16 protein-coding genes and 1 pseudogene are annotated in these 18,056 nt (G+C 69.3%); 8 read left to right on the forward strand and 9 right to left on the reverse strand.

The window, feature by feature from the left end; genetic code table 11:
* Positions 1-1,731 (forward strand): Ig-like domain repeat protein (locus RM1_RS04505; protein ID WP_072750196.1); only part of this gene is annotated, 1,731 nt, incomplete at its 5' end.
* A gap of 742 nt (positions 1,732-2,473) precedes the next feature.
* Here the strand turns inward: RM1_RS04505 and RM1_RS26700 are convergent.
* A pseudogene (locus RM1_RS26700) lies at positions 2,474-2,581 on the reverse strand (transposase); the annotation flags it as partial.
* Between the two features lie 603 nt (positions 2,582-3,184).
* Between RM1_RS26700 and RM1_RS04515 the strand changes: the two are divergent.
* Positions 3,185-4,327 (forward strand): arabinofuranosidase catalytic domain-containing protein, encoded by a 1,143-nt coding sequence (locus tag RM1_RS04515; RefSeq protein WP_169922287.1) that lies wholly within the window; start codon positions 3,185-3,187, stop codon positions 4,325-4,327.
* 368 nt (positions 4,328-4,695) lie between these two features.
* Here RM1_RS04515 and RM1_RS04520 read toward each other — a convergent pair whose 3' ends face one another.
* On the reverse strand, positions 4,696-5,292 hold the full coding sequence (locus RM1_RS04520; RefSeq protein ID WP_072750198.1) for a TetR/AcrR family transcriptional regulator: 597 nt from the start codon (positions 5,290-5,292) through the stop codon (positions 4,696-4,698).
* Positions 5,293-5,434: 142 nt separating this feature from the next.
* Between RM1_RS04520 and RM1_RS04525 the strand changes: the two genes are divergently transcribed.
* Positions 5,435-6,274: an SDR family NAD(P)-dependent oxidoreductase gene (locus RM1_RS04525; RefSeq protein ID WP_245816042.1), complete on the forward strand. Its 840-nt coding sequence runs from the start codon at positions 5,435-5,437 to the stop codon at positions 6,272-6,274.
* Positions 6,275-6,322: 48 nt separating this feature from the next.
* Positions 6,323-7,462, forward strand: a complete 1,140-nt coding sequence (locus tag RM1_RS04530; protein WP_072750200.1) for an NAD(P)/FAD-dependent oxidoreductase — start codon at positions 6,323-6,325, stop codon at positions 7,460-7,462.
* A 62-nt stretch (positions 7,463-7,524) separates the two neighbouring features.
* Here RM1_RS04530 and gatA read toward each other — a convergent pair whose 3' ends face one another.
* Together gatA and gatC are read right to left on the reverse strand one after the other, a co-directional pair.
* Positions 7,525-8,997 carry an Asp-tRNA(Asn)/Glu-tRNA(Gln) amidotransferase subunit GatA gene (gene gatA, locus RM1_RS04535; RefSeq protein WP_072750201.1) on the reverse strand — a complete coding sequence of 491 codons (1,473 nt, stop codon included), beginning with the start codon at positions 8,995-8,997 and terminating at the stop codon, positions 7,525-7,527.
* Positions 8,994-9,293: an Asp-tRNA(Asn)/Glu-tRNA(Gln) amidotransferase subunit GatC gene (gene gatC / locus RM1_RS04540; protein ID WP_027499190.1), complete on the reverse strand. Its 300-nt coding sequence runs from the start codon at positions 9,291-9,293 to the stop codon at positions 8,994-8,996. Before gatC ends, gatA begins: the two co-directional genes overlap by 4 nt.
* Positions 9,294-9,589: 296 nt before the next feature.
* Between gatC and RM1_RS04545 the strand changes: the two genes are divergently transcribed.
* The gene (locus RM1_RS04545) at positions 9,590-10,240 is read left to right on the forward strand and encodes an ACT domain-containing protein (RefSeq protein WP_027499189.1); all 651 of its coding nucleotides are present in this window, start codon (positions 9,590-9,592) and stop codon (positions 10,238-10,240) included.
* 18 nt (positions 10,241-10,258) lie between these two features.
* Here RM1_RS04545 and RM1_RS04550 read toward each other — a convergent pair whose 3' ends face one another.
* The 3 genes from RM1_RS04550 to RM1_RS04560 all read right to left on the reverse strand — a co-directional run bounded on the left by RM1_RS04550 (position 10,259) and on the right by RM1_RS04560 (position 12,609).
* Positions 10,259-10,747, reverse strand: a complete 489-nt coding sequence (locus tag RM1_RS04550) for a GNAT family N-acetyltransferase (protein ID WP_072750202.1) — start codon at positions 10,745-10,747, stop codon at positions 10,259-10,261.
* Positions 10,748-10,810: 63 nt separating this feature from the next.
* The gene (locus tag RM1_RS04555; RefSeq protein ID WP_072750203.1) at positions 10,811-11,911 is read right to left on the reverse strand and encodes an S-adenosylmethionine:tRNA ribosyltransferase-isomerase; all 1,101 of its coding nucleotides are present in this window, start codon (positions 11,909-11,911) and stop codon (positions 10,811-10,813) included.
* Positions 11,908-12,609 (reverse strand): SDR family NAD(P)-dependent oxidoreductase, encoded by a 702-nt coding sequence (locus RM1_RS04560; protein ID WP_072750204.1) that lies wholly within the window; start codon positions 12,607-12,609, stop codon positions 11,908-11,910. Before RM1_RS04560 ends, RM1_RS04555 begins: the two co-directional genes overlap by 4 nt.
* Before the next feature lie 87 nt (positions 12,610-12,696).
* Between RM1_RS04560 and soxR the strand changes: the two genes are divergently transcribed.
* Complete coding sequence (soxR, locus tag RM1_RS04565) at positions 12,697-13,170, forward strand: redox-sensitive transcriptional activator SoxR (protein WP_027499186.1); 474 nt, start codon at positions 12,697-12,699, stop codon at positions 13,168-13,170.
* Positions 13,171-13,197: 27 nt separating this feature from the next.
* Here the strand turns inward: soxR and RM1_RS04570 are convergent, their stop codons facing one another.
* Positions 13,198-13,956, reverse strand: a complete 759-nt coding sequence (locus RM1_RS04570; RefSeq protein WP_072750205.1) for an IclR family transcriptional regulator — start codon at positions 13,954-13,956, stop codon at positions 13,198-13,200.
* Positions 13,957-14,138: 182 nt separating this feature from the next.
* Here RM1_RS04570 and RM1_RS04575 point away from each other — a divergent pair, with 182 nt between their 5' ends.
* Positions 14,139-15,482 carry an SLC13 family permease gene (locus RM1_RS04575; RefSeq protein ID WP_245816038.1) on the forward strand — a complete coding sequence of 448 codons (1,344 nt, stop codon included), beginning with the start codon at positions 14,139-14,141 and terminating at the stop codon, positions 15,480-15,482.
* A gap of 40 nt (positions 15,483-15,522) precedes the next feature.
* Positions 15,523-16,935 (forward strand): acyl-CoA synthetase, encoded by a 1,413-nt coding sequence (locus RM1_RS04580; RefSeq protein ID WP_072750206.1) that lies wholly within the window; start codon positions 15,523-15,525, stop codon positions 16,933-16,935.
* A 23-nt stretch (positions 16,936-16,958) separates the two neighbouring features.
* Here the strand turns inward: RM1_RS04580 and RM1_RS04585 are convergent, their stop codons facing one another.
* On the reverse strand, positions 16,959-17,909 hold the full coding sequence (locus RM1_RS04585) for a MerR family transcriptional regulator (RefSeq protein ID WP_072750207.1): 951 nt from the start codon (positions 17,907-17,909) through the stop codon (positions 16,959-16,961).
* Positions 17,910-18,056 lie beyond the last annotated feature (147 nt).

Raw genomic sequence — 18,056 nt, forward strand, 5'->3', positions numbered from 1 at the left:
GGCACCCCGCTGGTCGGCCTGGCCGACGGACCGGACAAGGCCGCCGCCCGCACAGCCGTCGAGGCCGCCGGCTTCAAGGTCAAGGACCAGTCGCGCAGCGAAAACGCCCTGTCCGACCTGCTCGGTCAGCTCAACACCTGGATCCAGCAGCTGCCCGCACCGCTGGCCGGCCTCGTCAACGGCACCGCGATCGACCCCGTCAACAACGACATCGCGCTGAACGTGAAGGACACCGCCGCGGGCCAGGGCCTGCAATTGCCCGACTTCCTCAACTTCGTCCGCGTGGCGCAGGAACCCGCTGGCCCGTCCGCCCTGCCCGGGTTCGGCTCGCTCGGCTCGTCCGACCCGACCAAACCCACCAAGCCGACCACCACCAAGCCTGCCGAACCCACAACCACCAAGCCCACCACCACCAAGCCCACCGACCCGGCCGCCGCCACCACCACCCTCGACCCCATCGCCGGCGCCACCGTCGGCAAGGCGACCACGCTGAAGGCGAAGATCAACCCCGCAGCAGCGGGTGGCACCGTCGTGTTCAGCGACGGTGCAGTCGAATTCGAGCCCGTACCGGTCGGCGCCGACGGCACCGCCACCGCGGACTGGTTCCCCGACACCGCCGGCACGGTGACCATCACCGCCACCTTCTCCGGCCGCGACGGCGTCGCCGGATCCACCACCACCGCGCAGGTCACCGTCGCACCCGCCGACAACAACCCCGCCACCTCCACGATCACCCTCGACCCCATCAAGGGAGCCACCGTCGGCAAGGCGACCACGCTCAAGGCGAAGGTCAACAACCCCGCAGCAGCCGACGGCACCGTCGAATTCAAGGACGGCACCACCGTCCTCACCACTGCACTGGTCAACGACGACGGCACCTCCACCTTCCAGTGGACCCCCACCGCGGCGGGTCAGCGCACCATCACCGCCACCTTCTCCGGCTTCGAGAACGTCGCACTCGCCACCACCACCGCGCAGGTCACCGTCGCGGGTCCCCCCAAGCCCACCACCACCAAGCCCAAACCGCCGGCCGCCAACGCCATCATGGGTGGCGACACATACGATTTCGTGGGCGCCTCCGGCGGATCCCACATGTGCACGCTCGCTTTCAACGCCACCGACGCCTCCGGCCATGCGGCGGTCCTCACCGCCGGTCACTGCGACCCGAACGAGCCTGATTCTGCGGGCACTGATCGCGCCTCAATCGGACACGAGGTGGTGGGCGGCGAGCGTGGCGTGCGCTTCGGCGAGGCGGTCAAGACGGCAAAGGCGCCACTGCGACTCGATTACTCGGTGATCAAGATCGACGACACGTTCGCCAAGCGGTTCGAGAACAACTACGTTCGCGTCCCCCGTAAGGCCCCGCTGGCGATCACCGGCACCGCCGACCCCGTGGAGGGGGCTCCGGTGTGCATGTCCGGCCAAACCACCGGCTACCACTGCGGCACAATCAAAGTCGCCGTGACCGGCGATCCGCGAGGTGGCCACACCACTGGCAGGTTCGCCGTGAGGATCTGTGGGCTGGGCGGCGACAGCGGCAGCCCCATGATCACCGGCACCGAGGCACTAGGCATCACGGGCCAATCCAACATAATGACGCTCAGCCAGTCGGAGTGCGAAGAGATGATGGCAGATCCGGATGTTCCGGATGGCTACAAACCCACCGTGAAAGTGACACCGATCAAGGAAATCCTCAAGGACAACCCCGGTCTGAAGATCCGCACCAACTAGACACCCCGAACGTCCCGACAAGGGGTCTCGGACGCGAACTCTCTCGCGTTCGGGGCCCCTTGTCGTATTCCGGGGTGACGCCCCGCTCTCGGTATCGCCCGCGGCTCCGACTCAGCAGCGCCATGAGGCCACATTCATCCCACCAATTTGGGGCAGCCGGTCAAGTCGGTCCTCGCGGCCAACCCCGGCCTGACGATCCGCACCAACTGATATGTAGGGAAGTTTGTCAAGAGGACAGGATGAGGCGCCGTCGGGAAGCTACCCCGACGGCGCCTCGGTGCTTCCTCTGGCAAGTCTGTGTGGTGAGCGTGTCGGTTGGCGACGCGCGGTCAGACGGGGGTCCCTCCCTGCACGAAGTGCTCGGGGGCATATGCGCGGGTTGGATACCGCAGGACGGGGTTTCGGCTGGATCGGGTTCCGCGTGTCTAGGATCGAGCGTCGACCGGAAGGTCTGCTCATAGTTGGGTCGCGGGTCGATCCACGCGCTGCCACCACCGGCTCGGGGAGGAAGCGGATCAGGTGGTCGCTCAGTCGTTCATGACCGCCAGGGACCAGCACCAGCCGGCCAACTCGCGGGCGATCGCCACGTTCGCCACCGTCGGCCGCTTACGGCGTTCGAGGAAACTCACCCACCGGTGGTGCAGGGGCGGTTGCCCTCGTCTCCACGGGCACGGGCCGCGGCCGGTGCCAGATCCCACCGTCGGCGCATCACCGTCCCGACGTGATAGCGGGGCCGGTGATGCCAGGCCGCTTCCACCAATAGTCGGCGAACATGGGTGTTCCCGGTCTTGGTGATCGCGCCCAGCACCCGTGATGAACCGGAGGAATACTCCGAGGGAACCAACCCGACGAACGATCCTTGCGAAAGCCGGTGAACCGGTTCCAGTCCCCGATCTCGAGTGCCAATGCGAACCCGGTCAAGGTGCTCACACCGCGCAGGCATGACATGCGGCGCACCAGTGGGGTGAACTCGCTGTCCGCTGCCATTTCTTCGATCGCAGTGTCGAGGCGGCCGCGTCTGGCTTGCCTCGTCATCGGCGCCACATAGCCCTGCCAAAACCCCGCCACCTTGGGCTGAAAGTCACAGCTCCCCTTCCTCGATTCGTGTCCAGGTAACGACCGATTCTTGGACAGGGGCTCGGTCGGGCAACTTGAGCGCAGCCTTGACCGACGGATGCGGGGGCCTACCAACCGAGCGGTCAGTCGGTTAGTCTCCGGGAGAGATTTCAACCCAAAGTGGCCTCCGATCGAGGCCAGACGCGCATCAGAGTGGAGAACGCCCTTGTCTGTCGAATCCGCACACGCAACAAAGCGTCGTGCTCAGTCCATACCGGCCACCTTCGCACGCTCGAAACGACCTGCTGGAGCACGGAGCTGGTCGAGGAGTCGTCGGGGCCGGGTTTTCGGTCTCGCGGTTGCACTGTTGGCGCTTCTGTTCGTCAACCCGTCAGTGGTGACGGGCGAGCCGCTGTCGGCGCCGCGGCCGTGCGATGTCTACGCCGCTGACGGCGCACCCTGTGTGGCTGCCTACAGCTCGGCGCGAGCGTTGTTCGCCGACTACGCCGGGGCTCTGTATCAGGTCGAGCGCCACTCCGACAGGGCCCGTACCGATATCGGTGTGACTGCCGCGGGCGGGTACGCCAACGCCTCGTACCAGGACGGGTTCTGTGCTGCGACACGATGCACCGTCACGACGATCTATGACCAGTCCGACCAGCACAACAACCTGATCCCACAGGGTCCGACGACGGCGATCTACTCGAACTTCTTCTTCCCTCACGAAGGGGTCGACGCGGCCGCCCTGCCGATCACCGTCGACGGTCGCCCCGCGTACGGCTTCAAGTTCGTCGATGCCCCGCCCGGAACCGGTCCGAGCGGGGGACAAATGGGACCATGCGAGATCGCGTTGACCTGCTTCACGCTCACCGGCTACCCAGGTCAGGCCTACAACAACGGCAACATCCGGGCCCGCGGTGTCGCGGTCAACGACGAGCCCGAGAGCATGTACGCAGTGTTCGGCGGCACCCACTCGGGCCGGGACTGCTGCTTCGACTTCGGCAACTCCGAAATCTCGGGTACCGACACCGGCAACGGTCATATGGATGCGTTGAACTTCAGCCGTGCCTGCTGGAATGCCTGCGGGCCCGGGGACGGGCCGTGGGTGCAAGCCGACCTCGAAAACGGGATGTTCATGACGGGGACCCCCACCGAGCAGGCCGAGAACTACCGGGCCAAGCAAGGCGGCACCGCTAAGTCCGGTCTCGGATTCTGTTGCGCAGCCACGGCAGACAACAAGGCAATGCCCTACCCGTTCGTGACCGCGGTACTCGACAACCCCGGCTCCCAGACGTTCGCGATCAGGGGCGCGGACGCCAACGGAGGCCAGCTGGAAACCTTCTATGACGGCCCGACACCACCGGGGCCCGGGTACTCGCCCATGCAGAAGGAAGGGGCCATCATTCTCGGATCCGGCGGCGACCAGGGAACAACCGACGGTGAGTTCTTCGAAGGGGCCATGACTTTCGGCGTGCCATCAGCCACCGCCCACGCGGCCGTTCAAGCCAATATCGCCAGCGCGCACTACACGATGCGGTGATGGTGGGACCGTCGTACGCCGACTCCGTGACCGAGGATATGAGGCGGCTGGGGTGGTAGTTGGCTGGCGCGAGCCGGCCGACTACCCCGACACCGTCGAGGACGGCGTGCCCGGATTGCCTGGCCGGTCAGCAACGCCGAGCGCGGGCCTTCGGTGTCGGGATCGGCCACCGCCTCCGTTGGTTGTTGGCGGCACGGTCGACCACTGTCCAAGAATCGGTCGTTTCTGCGACGTGGTGTTGGCTGACCAGGATCGGTAGCCGGTTTCGGCGGTGCTCGACCACCACGCCCGGTGCGCCTGTAGCCGCCGTCCTCGAGCACCTTCTCAGCCTTCTCGACGTTCCAGATGGACGGATCCGCCTGGGGCAATCAGCTCGGATTCACCGCCGCCAGGACCAGCTCGAGCAGGGAGTCCGCGTAGCCCTCGGTCAGGCCTCCCAGCCCGAGCGCCCAGCGGGTCTGGACGGGCCCGACCAGCAGGTCGACCGCGACCTCCAGGTCCGCGTCCGCCCTGATCGCGCCGGACTCCACCGCGATCCGGAGCCGCTCGTGGATCGCCTCGCGCTGTGGCGCGAGCAGCCGTTCCCGGTAGACCTCGGCGAGGTCGGGATCCGACTGGATCTCGATCATGACCGCGCGGAGGAAGGCATCGAAGCGCGGTTCGGTCATCTCCGCCACGGTGGCGCGGAGGAACAGCCCGAGATCCGCGCGCAGGTCGCCGGTGTCGGGCAGGGCGACCCCGTCCGGTCCGCCGGACAGCTCGAGCAGCGCGTCGAACAGCACCGCTCCCTTGGTCGGCCACCACCGGTAGATCGTCTGCTTACCCACGCCCGCGCGTGCGGCGATCGCCTCGATCGTCAACCGGCCATAGGGCACCTCGAAGACCAGCTCCGTGGTAGCGGTGAGGATCGCGGACCGCGCACGCTCGCTGCGCCGAACCGGCGGGACCTTGGGCTTCGTCGTCATGCGCCCACCGTATCAGCGAGACGAGACGTTGCGTCTTGACATGACCTCTGGGTGATGCCACAGTGGGCTTCACGAGACGCGCCGTCTCGTTACCGAACCCGAGGAGGCCACCATTCCCACCACCGGACCCCGCACCTGGTTCATCACCGGCGCCGGACGCGGACTCGGACGCGCCTTTGCCACCGCCGCACTCGACGCGGGCGATCGGGTGGCCGCGACCGCCCGCGACGCGACAGCCCTTCTTGACCTGGAGGCCGCCTACCCCGGGCGTGTGGCCGCGCTGCGCCTGGACGTGACCGATCGCGACGCCGCCGCCGGGGCCGTCGCGCAGGCGGTCGACCGGTTCGGCCGGATCGACGTCGTCGTCAACAACGCGGGATACGGGCTGATGGGCGCCGTCGAAGAGGTCACCGAGGATCAGGTCCGTACCCAGATGGAGACGAATTTCTTTGGTGCACTGTGGGTTACCCAGGCCGTGATACCGCAGCTACGGGCGCAGGGATCGGGGCACATCATCCAGATCTCCAGCGTCGGCGCGGTCGGGGCGATGCCGACCTTCGGTCTCTACAACGCGAGCAAGTGGGCCCTCGAGGGGTTCAGCGCCTCGGCCGCCGAGGAGCTCCGCCCGTTCGGGATCTCGGTGACGATGGCGCAACTCGGCGGCTTCGACACCGACTGGGCGCGCTCGAGCATGAGATTCGCGACCGCGAATCGCGCCTACGACGAGACCCGTCTCGCGATACTGGGGACCGCGGAGTACCCGGACCCGAGCGCTCCCCCACCGGCGGAGCCGGAGGACGCCGACCCCGAGTGGGCCGACGCGCCGCCCGGGGAGGCGGCCGCCGCCCTCCTCGCACTGGTGGACAACCCGCACCCGCCGGTGCGCCAGATCATCGGCACCGGCGCCCATCAGATGGTGAACATGGCCCTCGCCGCGCGCCGCGCGGACTACGAGGCGGACGCCGAGTTCGTCTGGCCGTAGCGCGCACGGCCCTTGCCTCGGCGCCTGCGTCGGGAGGAGCCTTGATGCATGCACACCGTGCTGATCCTCGGCGCCGGATTCGGGGGACTCGAGCTGGCCGCGTGTCTGTCCGAGTCGGTCGCCGACGAGGCCCGCGTCGTCCTCGTCGACCGGAGCGACTCGTTCATGTTCGGGTTCGCCAAGATGGATGTCCTGTTCAAGGGCGCGACCGAAGATTCGGTCCGGATTCCGTACCGCGATCTCGTCCGGCCGGGCGTCGAGTTCCGGCGGGAGACGGTGACCTCGATCGACCCGCGAACCCGCCGCGTGGTCACCGACCGGTCCGAATACGAGCCGGACACCCTGGTGGTCGCGCTCGGCGCCGACTACGAGCCCGGCGCGACCCCCGGGTTCGTGGAGGACGGGCACGAGTACTACTCCATAGACGGCGTCGGCCGGTTGCGTGCCAGGCTCGACGACTTCACCGGCGGCAGGGTGTTGCTGGGCATCCTCAGCGTCCCGTTCAAGTGCCCGCCGGCGCCCTACGAGGGCGTCCTGCTCCTGCACGACGAACTGGTCCGGCGCGGGCTGCGCGACCGGACGAGCATCCACGTGCTCAGCCCCATGGACTCGCCGATCCCGGTGTCGGCGGAGACCTCGACCGCCCTCGTCGAGGCGCTCGCGGAACGCGGCATCGAGTACTCGCCGGGACGCCTGGTCCACGCGCTCGACCCGTCGGCGCACCGCGCCCGCACCCGCGCGGGGGAACTCGACTACGACCTGTTCATCGGGATCCCGAAACACCGGGTACCCGACGTGGTCGAGGCGTCCGGACTCACGGTGGGCGGAGCGGACGGCTGGGTCGCCGTCGACCAGCGCACGCTCGCCACGCCCTTCCCCGGCGTCTACGCCATCGGCGACTGCGCGGACGCACCCGTCCCGAGGGCCGGGGTGTTCGCCGAGGACGCCGCCCGCACGGTCGCCGCGGTCATCGCCGCGAGGGTGCGATCGACGCCGCAGCCCGAGGTGAAGTACCGCGGCCGGGGCGCCTGCCACATCGAGTTCGGCGGCGGCCTGGTCGGCAAGGTGGACGCGGACTTCCTGTCCGGTCCGGCGCCCGTCGCGCCGTTCGTCGCGCCATCGGCCGAGTTGGCCCGGGAGAAGGCGGAATTCGCGGCGGCCAGGCGTCGCCGGTGGTTCACCGGCTGATCAACGAACTGTGTGCGATCGGTACCCGCACCGGGGTACCGATCGCGCACAGGCGCGCAGCGCTACTTGATCGAGCCGCGGGCGGTCTCGTAGGCCGCGCCAACCCGGTACAACCGCTCGTCGGCCATCGCCGGAGCCATGATCTGCAGGCCGACGGGCAGCCCGTCGTCCGCGGACAGGCCCGAGGGCACCGACATCGCGCAGTGCCCGGCCAGGTTGGTCGGCAGGGTGCACAGGTCGGAGAGGTACATCGCGAGCGGATCGTTGACCTTCTCCCCCAGCTTCCACGGGGTGAAGGGGCTGGTCGGCGAGACCAGCACGTCGACCGACTCGTACGCCTTATCGAAGTCGCGCGCGATGAGCGTGCGGACCTTCAGCGCCGAGCCGTAGTAGGCGTCGTAGTAGCCGGAGGACAGCGCGTAGGTGCCGATCATGATGCGGCGCTTGACCTCCTTGCCGAATCCGGCGGCCCGCGTCGCGGCCATCACCTGGTCGGCACTCATGTTGCCGTCGTCGACGCGCATGCCGTACCGCATCGCGTCGAAGCGCGCCAGGTTCGAGGAGACCTCGCTCGGCAGGATCAGGTAGTAGGCCGCGAGCGCGTGCAGGAAGTTCGGGCAGGAGACCTCGACGACCTCGGCACCGAGTTCGGTGAGCTGCGCGACGGCCGCATCGAACGAGGCGATGACGCCGGGCTGGTAACTGTCCGAGTGCAATTCCTTGACGACGCCGACGCGCACGCCCTTGAGGTCGCCGCTCGCACCCTGACGGGCGGCCTCGACCACGGGACGGACCGGCGCGTTCACCGAGGTGGAGTCGCGCGGGTCGTGGCCGGCGATCACCTCGTGCAGGAGCGCGGTGTCGAGGACACTGCGGCCACACGGGCCGCCCTGGTCGAGCGAGGACGCGCACGCGACCAGACCGAACCGGGACACCGTGCCGTAAGTGGGCTTGGTGCCGACGGTGGCGGTCACGGCCGCGGGCTGACGGATCGATCCGCCGGTGTCCGTGCCGATGGCCAGCGGCGCCTGGTTCGAGGCGAGCGCGGCAGCCGAGCCGCCGCCGGAGCCACCCGGGATCCGCGTGGTGTCCCACGGGTTGCGGGTGGGCCCGTAGGCCGAGTTCTCGGTGGACGAGCCCATCGCGAACTCGTCCATGTTGGTCTTGCCGAGCACCGGGATGCCGGCCTCGCGCAGCTTGGTCGTCAGCGTCGCGTCGTACGGCGACACCCAGCCCTCGAGGATCTTCGATCCGCAGGTGGTCGGCATGTCCGTGGTGGTGAACACGTCCTTGAGCGCGAGCGGAACGCCCGCCAGTGCGGACGCGGGCGCCTGGCCGGAGCCCAGCGCGTCGTCCACCGACTTGGCGGCGCTCAGCGCCTGCTCGCCCGCCACGTGCAGGAAGGCGTTGATCTCGCCGTCGACCGCGGCGATGCGGTCCAGGTGCGCCTGGGTGACCTCGACGGAGGACACCTCACGGGCATGGATCTTCGAGGCGAGGACGGAGGCGTCCAACGCGGTCAGGTCGGTGGTCACTGCTCTTCCCCCAGGATCTGCGGCACGGCGAAACGGTCCTGCTCGACGGCGGGCGCACCCGAGAGCGCCTGCTCGGGGGTGAGTCCGGGAACGATCACATCGGGGCGGGTCACGTTGGTGATCGCGTTGGGGTTCGCGGAGGGCGGCACATCGTCCGTGGCGACCTCGGCCACCGTCTTGACATGGCTGAGGATCGAATCGAGCTGACCGGCGAACTCGTCAAGTTCGGCGTCGGACAGCGCGAGCCGGGACAGCCGGGCGAGGTGGGCGACCTCGTCACGGGAGATGGCAGGCACCGCGTGGGCCCCTTTCAGGTCGGAGACAGCGATCGCCCCTAGCCTAGAGCGTCGCCGCCCGGCCGCCGCAGCCAGAGCCGGGGCCGGACGCGACCCGGGCGCGCGAGGCGACTTCGTTTCCGCGGCGGAACGATCACATGTCACCCGTGTCACCGATCCGCGGCGAGCTGGGAGTCCGACGGGCAGCGGCGAATTCGCTGACACGTCCGGGCGGCACACCGAGCAGAAACGGTGCAAGGATGGAGTCAGGGCGAACCCACCGTTCCCCGACCCACCCGCCACAGAAGGAACGCCCCGTGTCGTATCTCCTGCGTGTCCAGCTCCCCGATCGTCCCGGAAGCCTGGGCTCGCTGGCCGTCGCGCTCGGCTCGGTCGGAGCCGACATCCTCTCCCTCGACGTGGTCGAGCGGGGCGCCGGGTACGCGGTCGACGATCTCGTCGTCGACGTGGCGCACGGCTCGCTGCCGGACACCCTGCTGACCGCCGCGGAGCAGTTGGCCGGCGTCCGCGTCGACTCGATCCGGCCCTACACCGGAATCCTCGACACCCATCGCGAACTGGAGCTGATCGATCAGGTCGCCACGGCCACCGACGACCGGCTCCAGGTCCTCGTCGAGGGTGCCCCCCGCGTGCTGCGGGTCGGCTGGGCGACGGTGATCGGCATCGGCTCCCGCGGGACGTTTCGGGTGGTCGGCAGCTCGGGAGCCCCCGAAACCCATGCCGGGGAGGCCCCGTGGATGCCGCTGACCAAGCCGACGGTCCTCGACGGCGAGGCCGACTGGGTGCCGACGGTGTGGAAGGACATGAACACCACGCTCGCGGCGGCTCCCCTCGGGCACTCCGGCCAGGCGCTGTTGCTCGGACGTCCGGGCGGACCGGAGTTCCGGCCGTCCGAGATCGCGCGGCTCGGCTACCTGGCCGGCATCGTGGCGACCGTGCTCAGCTAGCGCGGGGCTGCCACCGGCTCAGACGAACTCGCGCACCAGCACGGTGAGCTCGACACCCGGCGCAGGCTCCCAGTCGCGCTGGGGCGCAGGGACGAAATCGTTGCGATCGTAGATGCGGCGGGCGTCGACCATGTCCGCCTCCGTCGAGATCACCACGCGTGCGAGCCCACGGTCGTAGGCCTCGTCCAGGACGTGCTTCACCAGCGCCGACCCCACGCCCTTACCGCGGGCGGTCGGCGCGACCGCGAGCATCCGGAACTCCAGTTCGCCCGGCTCCGCGACGTCGGCGAACGGGGTGCCGGGCTCGGCGATCGTCAGCGAACCGACGATCTCGTCACCGGCGACGGCCACAACGACCTCGGCGTGCTCCGCGCGGGTCGCGGTATCGCGCAGGCGGTCCACGTACGCGCTCGTGTCCGAAACGAATCCACCGTCTACGTAGACGTCGACGGTCAGCTCGCCGATGGTGTCGTAGTCGGCGGGCGTTGCGGGGCGAATCTCGATCATGGGGTCACTATCGCAGGAGATTCGTTGGTTCCCGTCACGCGTGCGGGCCGATTGTGAACAACCTCACCCGCGTACCGCCGTCGGCGTGAGGCGCGCGAGCTGGCCTTTTGCGCGCAGCAACAACGCACTGTCCCCGAACTCGTGCCAGAGGTATCCCTCCTCGAGCGCGGCCTCGTATGCCCTGCGCACGACCGCCGGGCCCACCACCGACTCGAGGAGCATCAGGTGCGACGCGCCGGGGGCGTGCCAGCCCGTGACCAGGCCGTCCACTACCCGGGCCGGCCGCCGCGCGCTCAGCACCAGGTCCGTCCAGCCGGCCCCGGCCACCACCGTCCCGCGCTCGGTGGCCCCGGTTTCGAGTGCCCGGGTCACCGTGGTGCCGACCGCGATCACCCGGCCACCCGCGGCACGCCGGTCGTTGATCAGCCGGGCGGTCCACTCGGGTATCTCGTACCGCTCGGGGATCGGTGGCTCGCCCGGTTCGGCCGACGAGACCGACGTGTGCAGCAGGACCGGCGCGACCACCACCCCCGACACGGCCAGCTCGGTGATCATGGTGTGCGTGAACGGCCTTGCCGCGCTGGCCATCTCCGCGCTCCCCCGATCCCTCCCGAAGATGGTCTGGTAGTACGGCAGCGGCCACCGTTCCCGCACGTACGCGTAGGTGATCGGCCTGCCTGCGACCGCGAGCAGATCCCGCGCGACGTCCGCGACGCCGTCGATCTCGGCGCGCCACAGCCTGATCGATGTCCGCGGCCACGGCTCCCGGAGGGTTGCCTCCGCGCTGAGCGGGAGGCGAATTCGCATGCCCGCGGCGGCATCGTCGAGCGGCCCTGTCACCGGACCGGGCGCCCGCACCTCCACCACCCAGGCGCCGTCGTCGAGCGGCATGGAGAAATGCACCACCACCGGGCCCACTCCGTCGACGGTGCCGTCGACGGCGGCGGCGAGGGTGGCCGACGTGTTCACGACCACAACGTCGCCCGCGCGCAGATACCTCGGCAGCTCGTGGAAACGGGCGTGCTCGACCCGCTCCCCCTCGGCCACCAACAGGCGCACGGTGTCCCGCAGCTGCCCGCGGCTCTCGGGCGGACCGCTCGCCTCCAGCCGGTCCGGCAGGACGAAGTCGGGCCCGGCCGCGGCCTCGACCCTCACCTCGGTCACGGCGACACCGCCTCGGTCAGCAGGTCGGCCGCGCGATAGCGGCCACTGCCCGGGCGGGTGTCGAGGAGCCGCAGCAGCGCGGGCACCACCGTCTCGGGTTCGGGGCGGTCGGAGATGTCCTCACCTGGGAACGCCGCCTGGTGCATCGCGGTGCGCATGTCGCCCGGATCGAACGCGTATACCGAGAGCTGCGGTTGCTCCACCGCGAGCACGGCCGTCGCGTGGTCGAGGGCGGCCTTCGCCGCACCGTATCCGCCCCACCCCTCGTAGGCCTCGACCGCCGCGTCGGAGGACACGTTCACGATCGCCCCTGCCGCCCGGCTCACCGGTTCGAGCAGCGCGGAGATCAACGCCAGCGGCGCGATCACGTTCGTCGCGAACACGTTCGTCAGCTCGGCCTCCGGGTACCGTGCGAGCGCAGGCATCGGGCTCGGTCCGAGCGTGCTGGCGTTGTTGAGCAGCAGGTCCAGTCGCCCGCGGGTGGCGATCTCCGTGTGGAGCTGTTCCCGGTGCGCGGCATCGGTGACATCGCCCTGGCACGCGGTGATCCCGCTCGCCTGCGCCGCGACCCGAGCGAGGGCCGCATCGTGGCGACCGGTGACGATCACCTGCCAGCCCCGCTCGGCCAGCGCGAGCGCCACCGCCCTGCCGAAACCGGCCGATCCGCCGGTGATCAACGCCGTCTTGGTGTCGTCCATCAGAGCTCCTTGCGTCCCGTGACTTCTGGGACCATCCTGAAAGCTCAAGTTCACTTGATGTCAAGGACCGCAGGTGAGGAGCTCCCCATGCGCACCACGGATCTGCTGACCGTCGGCGAGGTGGCGCGACGCAGCGGCCTGGCCCCGTCCGCACTGCGGTACTACGAGGACCAGGGCCTGATCACGTCGAGCAGGACGTCGGGCAACCAGCGGCGCTATCAGCGCAGCGTGCTGCGCAGGATCGCCTTCGTCCGCGCCGCGAGGAGCATCGGGCTCAGCCTGGAGGAGGTGGCCGAGGCGCTGGCCCAGCTGCCGGACGGGCGCGCCCCGACCCGGGCCGATTGGACCAGGCTGTCGCAGAGTTGGCGCGGCAGGCTCAACGAGCAGATCGACGCCCTGATCGCGCTGCGCGACGGGCTCGATTCCTGCATCGGCTGCGGGTGCCTCTCCCTCAAGACGTGCGCACTGTCGAACCCGGGCGATGCCGCCGCGAGCTACGGACCCGGTGCGGCCTACCTACCCAAGGCGCTGCATCGCGACGACGCGGAACGCCCCGCCTGAGAGCGCTTCCACGCCGACCCGCCACGCCTACTCGAGGTCGAAGCGCAGCAGTGCCGCCCGGATCTTCTGGGTCGCGGCATGCACTGCGAGGCCGTACGTTTCGTACTTGTCGGCGGTGATCCGGCTCGTCGGACCGGACACCGACACCGAGGCCAGTGGCTGCCCGTCGGCGTCGAGGACGGCCGCGCCGATCGCCGTGATGCCGGTACTCAGACCCTGATCGTTGATCGAGTATCCGCGACCCCGGATCTGCTCGATGGTTTCCCAGAGCACGTCGGCGTCCGTGATGGTGCTCGGCGTCCGCGGGGCGAGCCCGTCGGCCACATAGGACCGGACCGCGTCGTCGGGCTGCGCCGCGAGGAAGGCCTGCCCGGTCGCGGAGGCGTGCATCGGGATCCGTTGCCCCAGTGGCATGAACGCGCGCAAGGAGTGTGCGGTGTCGAGCCGTTCGATGAGGACCATCTCCCGCCCGTCCGGGGCGCAGAGGTGGATGGTCTCCGTGGTCGCCAACTGCAGCTCGTTCAATGTGGGCAGCGCCGTTTCCCGAATCTGCTGATGGTCACGGGCTTTGCTGCCGACCGAGAAGGCCCGGTAGGTCAGGCTCCACCGCGTCGGCGCGGCGGAACTCGGCCGGAGCCAACCGAGTTCGTGCAGCGTCAGCAGGCACCTCTGCACCGTGCTCTTGGGCAGGTCCACCATCCTGCTGAGCTCCGACAGCCCGACGGGCTGCTGTTCGGCCACCGTCTCCAGCACCCGAAATGCGGAAACGACGCTGTTGGTGGGCATTTGACCTCCGAGTTTGTTGACGCTGCCGCCCGGTGTGAGCTAGCTTACACGGCATCGGTTCGCTAGATAGACCAGTGTGCCACACAGTGGACCGATTGGGAATACCCGCCCCCACACTCCTGGAAAAGGCAACCGCATGGCTCTACAGCTCTCGGCGCTCGTCATCTTTTGTCGGCGTCTTCTTGGTATCCACGCTCCGCAAGGTCCACATCGGCGTGCTCATGTTCGCCACCGCGTGCGGCGTCGGGCTCTGGCTGGCCGACATGCCCATCGACGACATCATCGGGGGATTCCCGCTGAGCATCCTGGTGCTGCTCGTGGGCGTGACCTACTTCTTCGCGATCGCTCAGTCCAACGGCACCATCGACCGCATCATCGAGGTCGCGCTCGCCAAGGTCGGCGACAACGCCGCCGTGCTGCCCTTCGTCTTCTTTGCGCTGACGGCAGGGATCTCGGCCATGGGCTCGCCACTTGGCGGCCTGGTGGTGGCCCCGATCGGCATGCCGATCGCCAGGAAGTACGGCATGGACCCGATGCTCATGGGTCTGGCCATCGGGACCGGACTGAGCGCCGGGGCCTTCGCCCCGACCAGTCTCTTCGGGATCGTCAGCTACGGCACCGCCCACGAGGCCGGGATCGAACTGAGCCCGCTCACCCTGTTCACGGTTGCCGTCGTCGTCAACCTGGTGTTGCTGCTCGGCGCGTTCGTCATGTTCGGCGGATCCAGGTTGCGACAGCGTCACGTCGCACTGGCCACCGAGATCGGTTCGAGAACACCGTCTTTCGTCACCAGCATCGCCACAGGAGCGGGCACCGCCCAGTACGAGGGCGACGTGACGCACCGCATCGCAGGCAGCCGCCTCGACGACGGACCGGGACCCCGGCACGGAACGCTCGCCGAACGGGAACCGTTCACGGGGGTCCAGATCGCCACGGTGATCTGCATGGTGGGGCTCGTCGGCGCCGTCATCGGGATCTCGCTCGCAGGCCAGGACCCGGACATCGGGGTGCTCGGTTTCGCCTTCGGGGCGGTGCTGACGCTGATCGACCCGAAATCCGGCAACAGCGCCGTCGCGAAGATCGACTGGTCGACGGTCCTGTTGGTGGGCGGCATCATCACCTATGTCGGTGTCCTGCAGCACATGGGCGCCGTCGACCTGCTCGGGGAAACGGCGGGCAAGGTGGGCGTTCCGATCGTCGCGGCCCTGATCATCTGCCTCCTCGGCGGCCTCATCTCGGCCTTCGCGTCGACAACCGGCATGCTGGCCGCCCTCGTGCCGCTGGCGCTGCCGCTGGTCGCCACCGGCGACATCCCCGGCTGGGCCCTGATCTGCGCGCTCGCCGTCTGCTCCTCCATCGTGGACGTCTCGCCGTTCTCGACCGTGGGAGCGACCCTCGTCGCCTCGGTCGCCGAGGACCAGCGGGCCCGGATGACCAGCCTGCTGACCCGATGGGGGATGTCGATGGTGGTCATCGGCCCCGTCGCGCTCGTCGGCACCCTGGTCGTGCCCGCGATGGTCCTGTGACCGGGGCCTGAAGAACCAACCCACCGAAAGGAACTCACCAGTGCTTCTCTCGTCATTGGACCCGTCCGGCCACCACGCGGTGGACCTCGCCGATGCGATCACCCTCGGGGACACGAGCATGTCGCGATCCGAACTGTTCTCCGCCGCAAGCGGCCTGGCGGCGGCACTCCCGGATGCCGGACCCGTAGCCGTCTGCGCGGAACCCACCCTCGAGACGATCATCGCCGTGACGGGGTGCCTGCTGGCGGGGGTGCCCGTGGTGCCGGTCCCGCCCGACTCCGGTCCGGCGGAACTCCGGCACATCATCGCGGATTCCGGTGCCACCCAGTGGATCGGCCCCACACAGATCGACAGCGGACTCCCGACCATCCCTGTGGACCGCAGGCCGAGCACGAGCGGACAGCTCGGTCGGCCGTCGATGGACGAGCTGGCCATGATCCTCTACACGTCAGGGACCACCGGCGCACCCAAGGGCGTCCTGTTGACCCACCGCGCCCTCGCCGCGGGCATCGACGCCCTCGCCGACGCGTGGCAGTGGACCGCCGACGACACCTTGGTGCACGGGCTACCGCTGTTCCACATGCACGGCCTCGTGCTCGGCGTGCTCGCGTCCCTCCGGATCGGTTCGCGCGTCACCCACACGGTGCGGCCGAAACCTGCGGCCTACGCGGCGGCGCCGGGAACCATGTATTTCGGTGTGCCCACGGTGTGGTCGAGGATCGCGGAGGACGAGCAGTCCGCGCGGGCGCTGCGCCGGGCGCGGCTCCTGGTGTCGGGGAGCGCCGCGCTCTCGGTCCCGGTGTTCGAACGAATCACCCAGCTCACGGGGATCCCGCCCATCGAGCGGTACGGCATGAGCGAGACGATGATCACCCTGAGCACCCGCGCGGACGGCGAACGCAGGCCGGGCTGGGTGGGGCAACCGCTTCGCGGCGTCGAGACCCGCCTGCGTACCGAGGACGGCCAGATCGTGGCGCACGACGGATCGAGCATCGGCCGCCTGGAGGTCAGGGGGCCGATGCTGTTCGACGGCTACCTGAACCGGCCGGAGGCCACGGCCGCCGCATGGACGGACGACGGCTGGTTCGTCACAGGCGACGTCGCAACCTGCGATCCGGCCGGATTCCACCGGATCGTCGGTCGCGAGTCGACGGATCTGATCAAGTCGGGCGGCTATCGCATCGGCGCGGGCGAGGTCGAGGCGGCACTGCTCGCACACCCCTCGGTCGCGGAGGTCGCCGTCGTCGGGGTTCCCGACAGCGATCTCGGTCAGCGGGTGGTCGCGTTCGTCGTAACCTCCGAGACGAGTCCCGGATCCGCGCTGGGCGAGCGCCTGATCGACTACGTGGCAGGCGACCTCTCCCGGCACAAGCGGCCGCGCGAGGTGCGGTTCGTCGACGCGCTTCCGCGGAACGCGATGGGAAAGGTGCAGAAGGCGGCGCTCGCCCGGTAGCGGGGTCGACGGCGCCCGGCTCCCTACTCGGGCAGCCGGGCGCGCAGGGCCCGCACGAACCAGTCGAGCGCGGCCGCCGAACTGTCGGGCACGGCCCATCCGTTGACCACGGCGAGCAGCCGCAGGTAGCGCTCCCGGCGCGGGTCGTTCGCGGCCTCGAGCCGCGACAGCAGCCGCCGCTGGAGCCCGACATCGTCGGAGCCACCGCGCAGTCGGGCGTACTGCGCCGTCACCTCCTCGACCACCGGAGTCGCCTCGGGCGCGGACGGGTCGACGCCCGCGGCCACCATCGGCGCCGCGTGGTCCCGGACGACCGCGACGATCTCACGGCGCACGCCGACCGCGCCGCCGTGCGCACGTGCTGCCCTCTGGTCTGCCGCGTGGTCCTGCGCGATCTCCCTCATGACGACGCGAAAGTCCGGATCCCAAGACAGTTCGGCGAGTTCCACCCACGCCTCGATCTGTTCCGCCTCGGGGTTCTCGGGCAGTTCCGGGGTCATCGAGCGCATGATCCCCTGGAACCCGGGTTCGCCATCGAGTCCGCCGAAGGCGTTGTCGAGGAAATCGACTATCAGGCTTCGCCGTTCGGACTCGGACAGCTTGGCCAGCTTGTGCACGAGTCTCATCTCCTCCGGGCCGGATCCACGCTTGGCCACCACCGACAACACCGTCCGCCGCAGACTCAGCGTCCGGATCTGCGCCGCCAGCGCCTCGGCGTGCGCAGCCGCGACCTCGGGCAGGGACGTCTGGCGGTCCACGACCCCCTTGATCGTGACCAGGTCCAATCCCAGCTCGCGCAGCGTCCGCACGAGATCCAGCCGCGCGATCGCGTCGACGTCGTAGAGCCGGTAGCCGGCGGGGCTGCGGCCGGTCGGCGGCACGATCCCCCGATCCGCGTAGAACCGAATGGCCTTGACCGTCAGTCCGGTTCGCCGGGCCAGATCACCGATCGAGTAGAGCGCGTCGTCGTCCATGTCCCCACTCTCGCGTCTCCCCCTGCGGGAGACTCAAGTCTCCTCGACCGCGTGGCATTCACCCCGCGGCTGTGGCTCCGACCTGCGAAATCTCGCTCCGAACCTGCCACGTGGATGCTAGCCTGGACAAACGCGGCGACCGGAGAG

The sequence above is a fragment of the Rhodococcus maanshanensis NBRC 100610 genome, from assembly GCF_001894865.1.
Lineage (GTDB): Bacteria > Actinomycetota > Actinomycetes > Mycobacteriales > Mycobacteriaceae > Rhodococcus_G > Rhodococcus_G maanshanensis.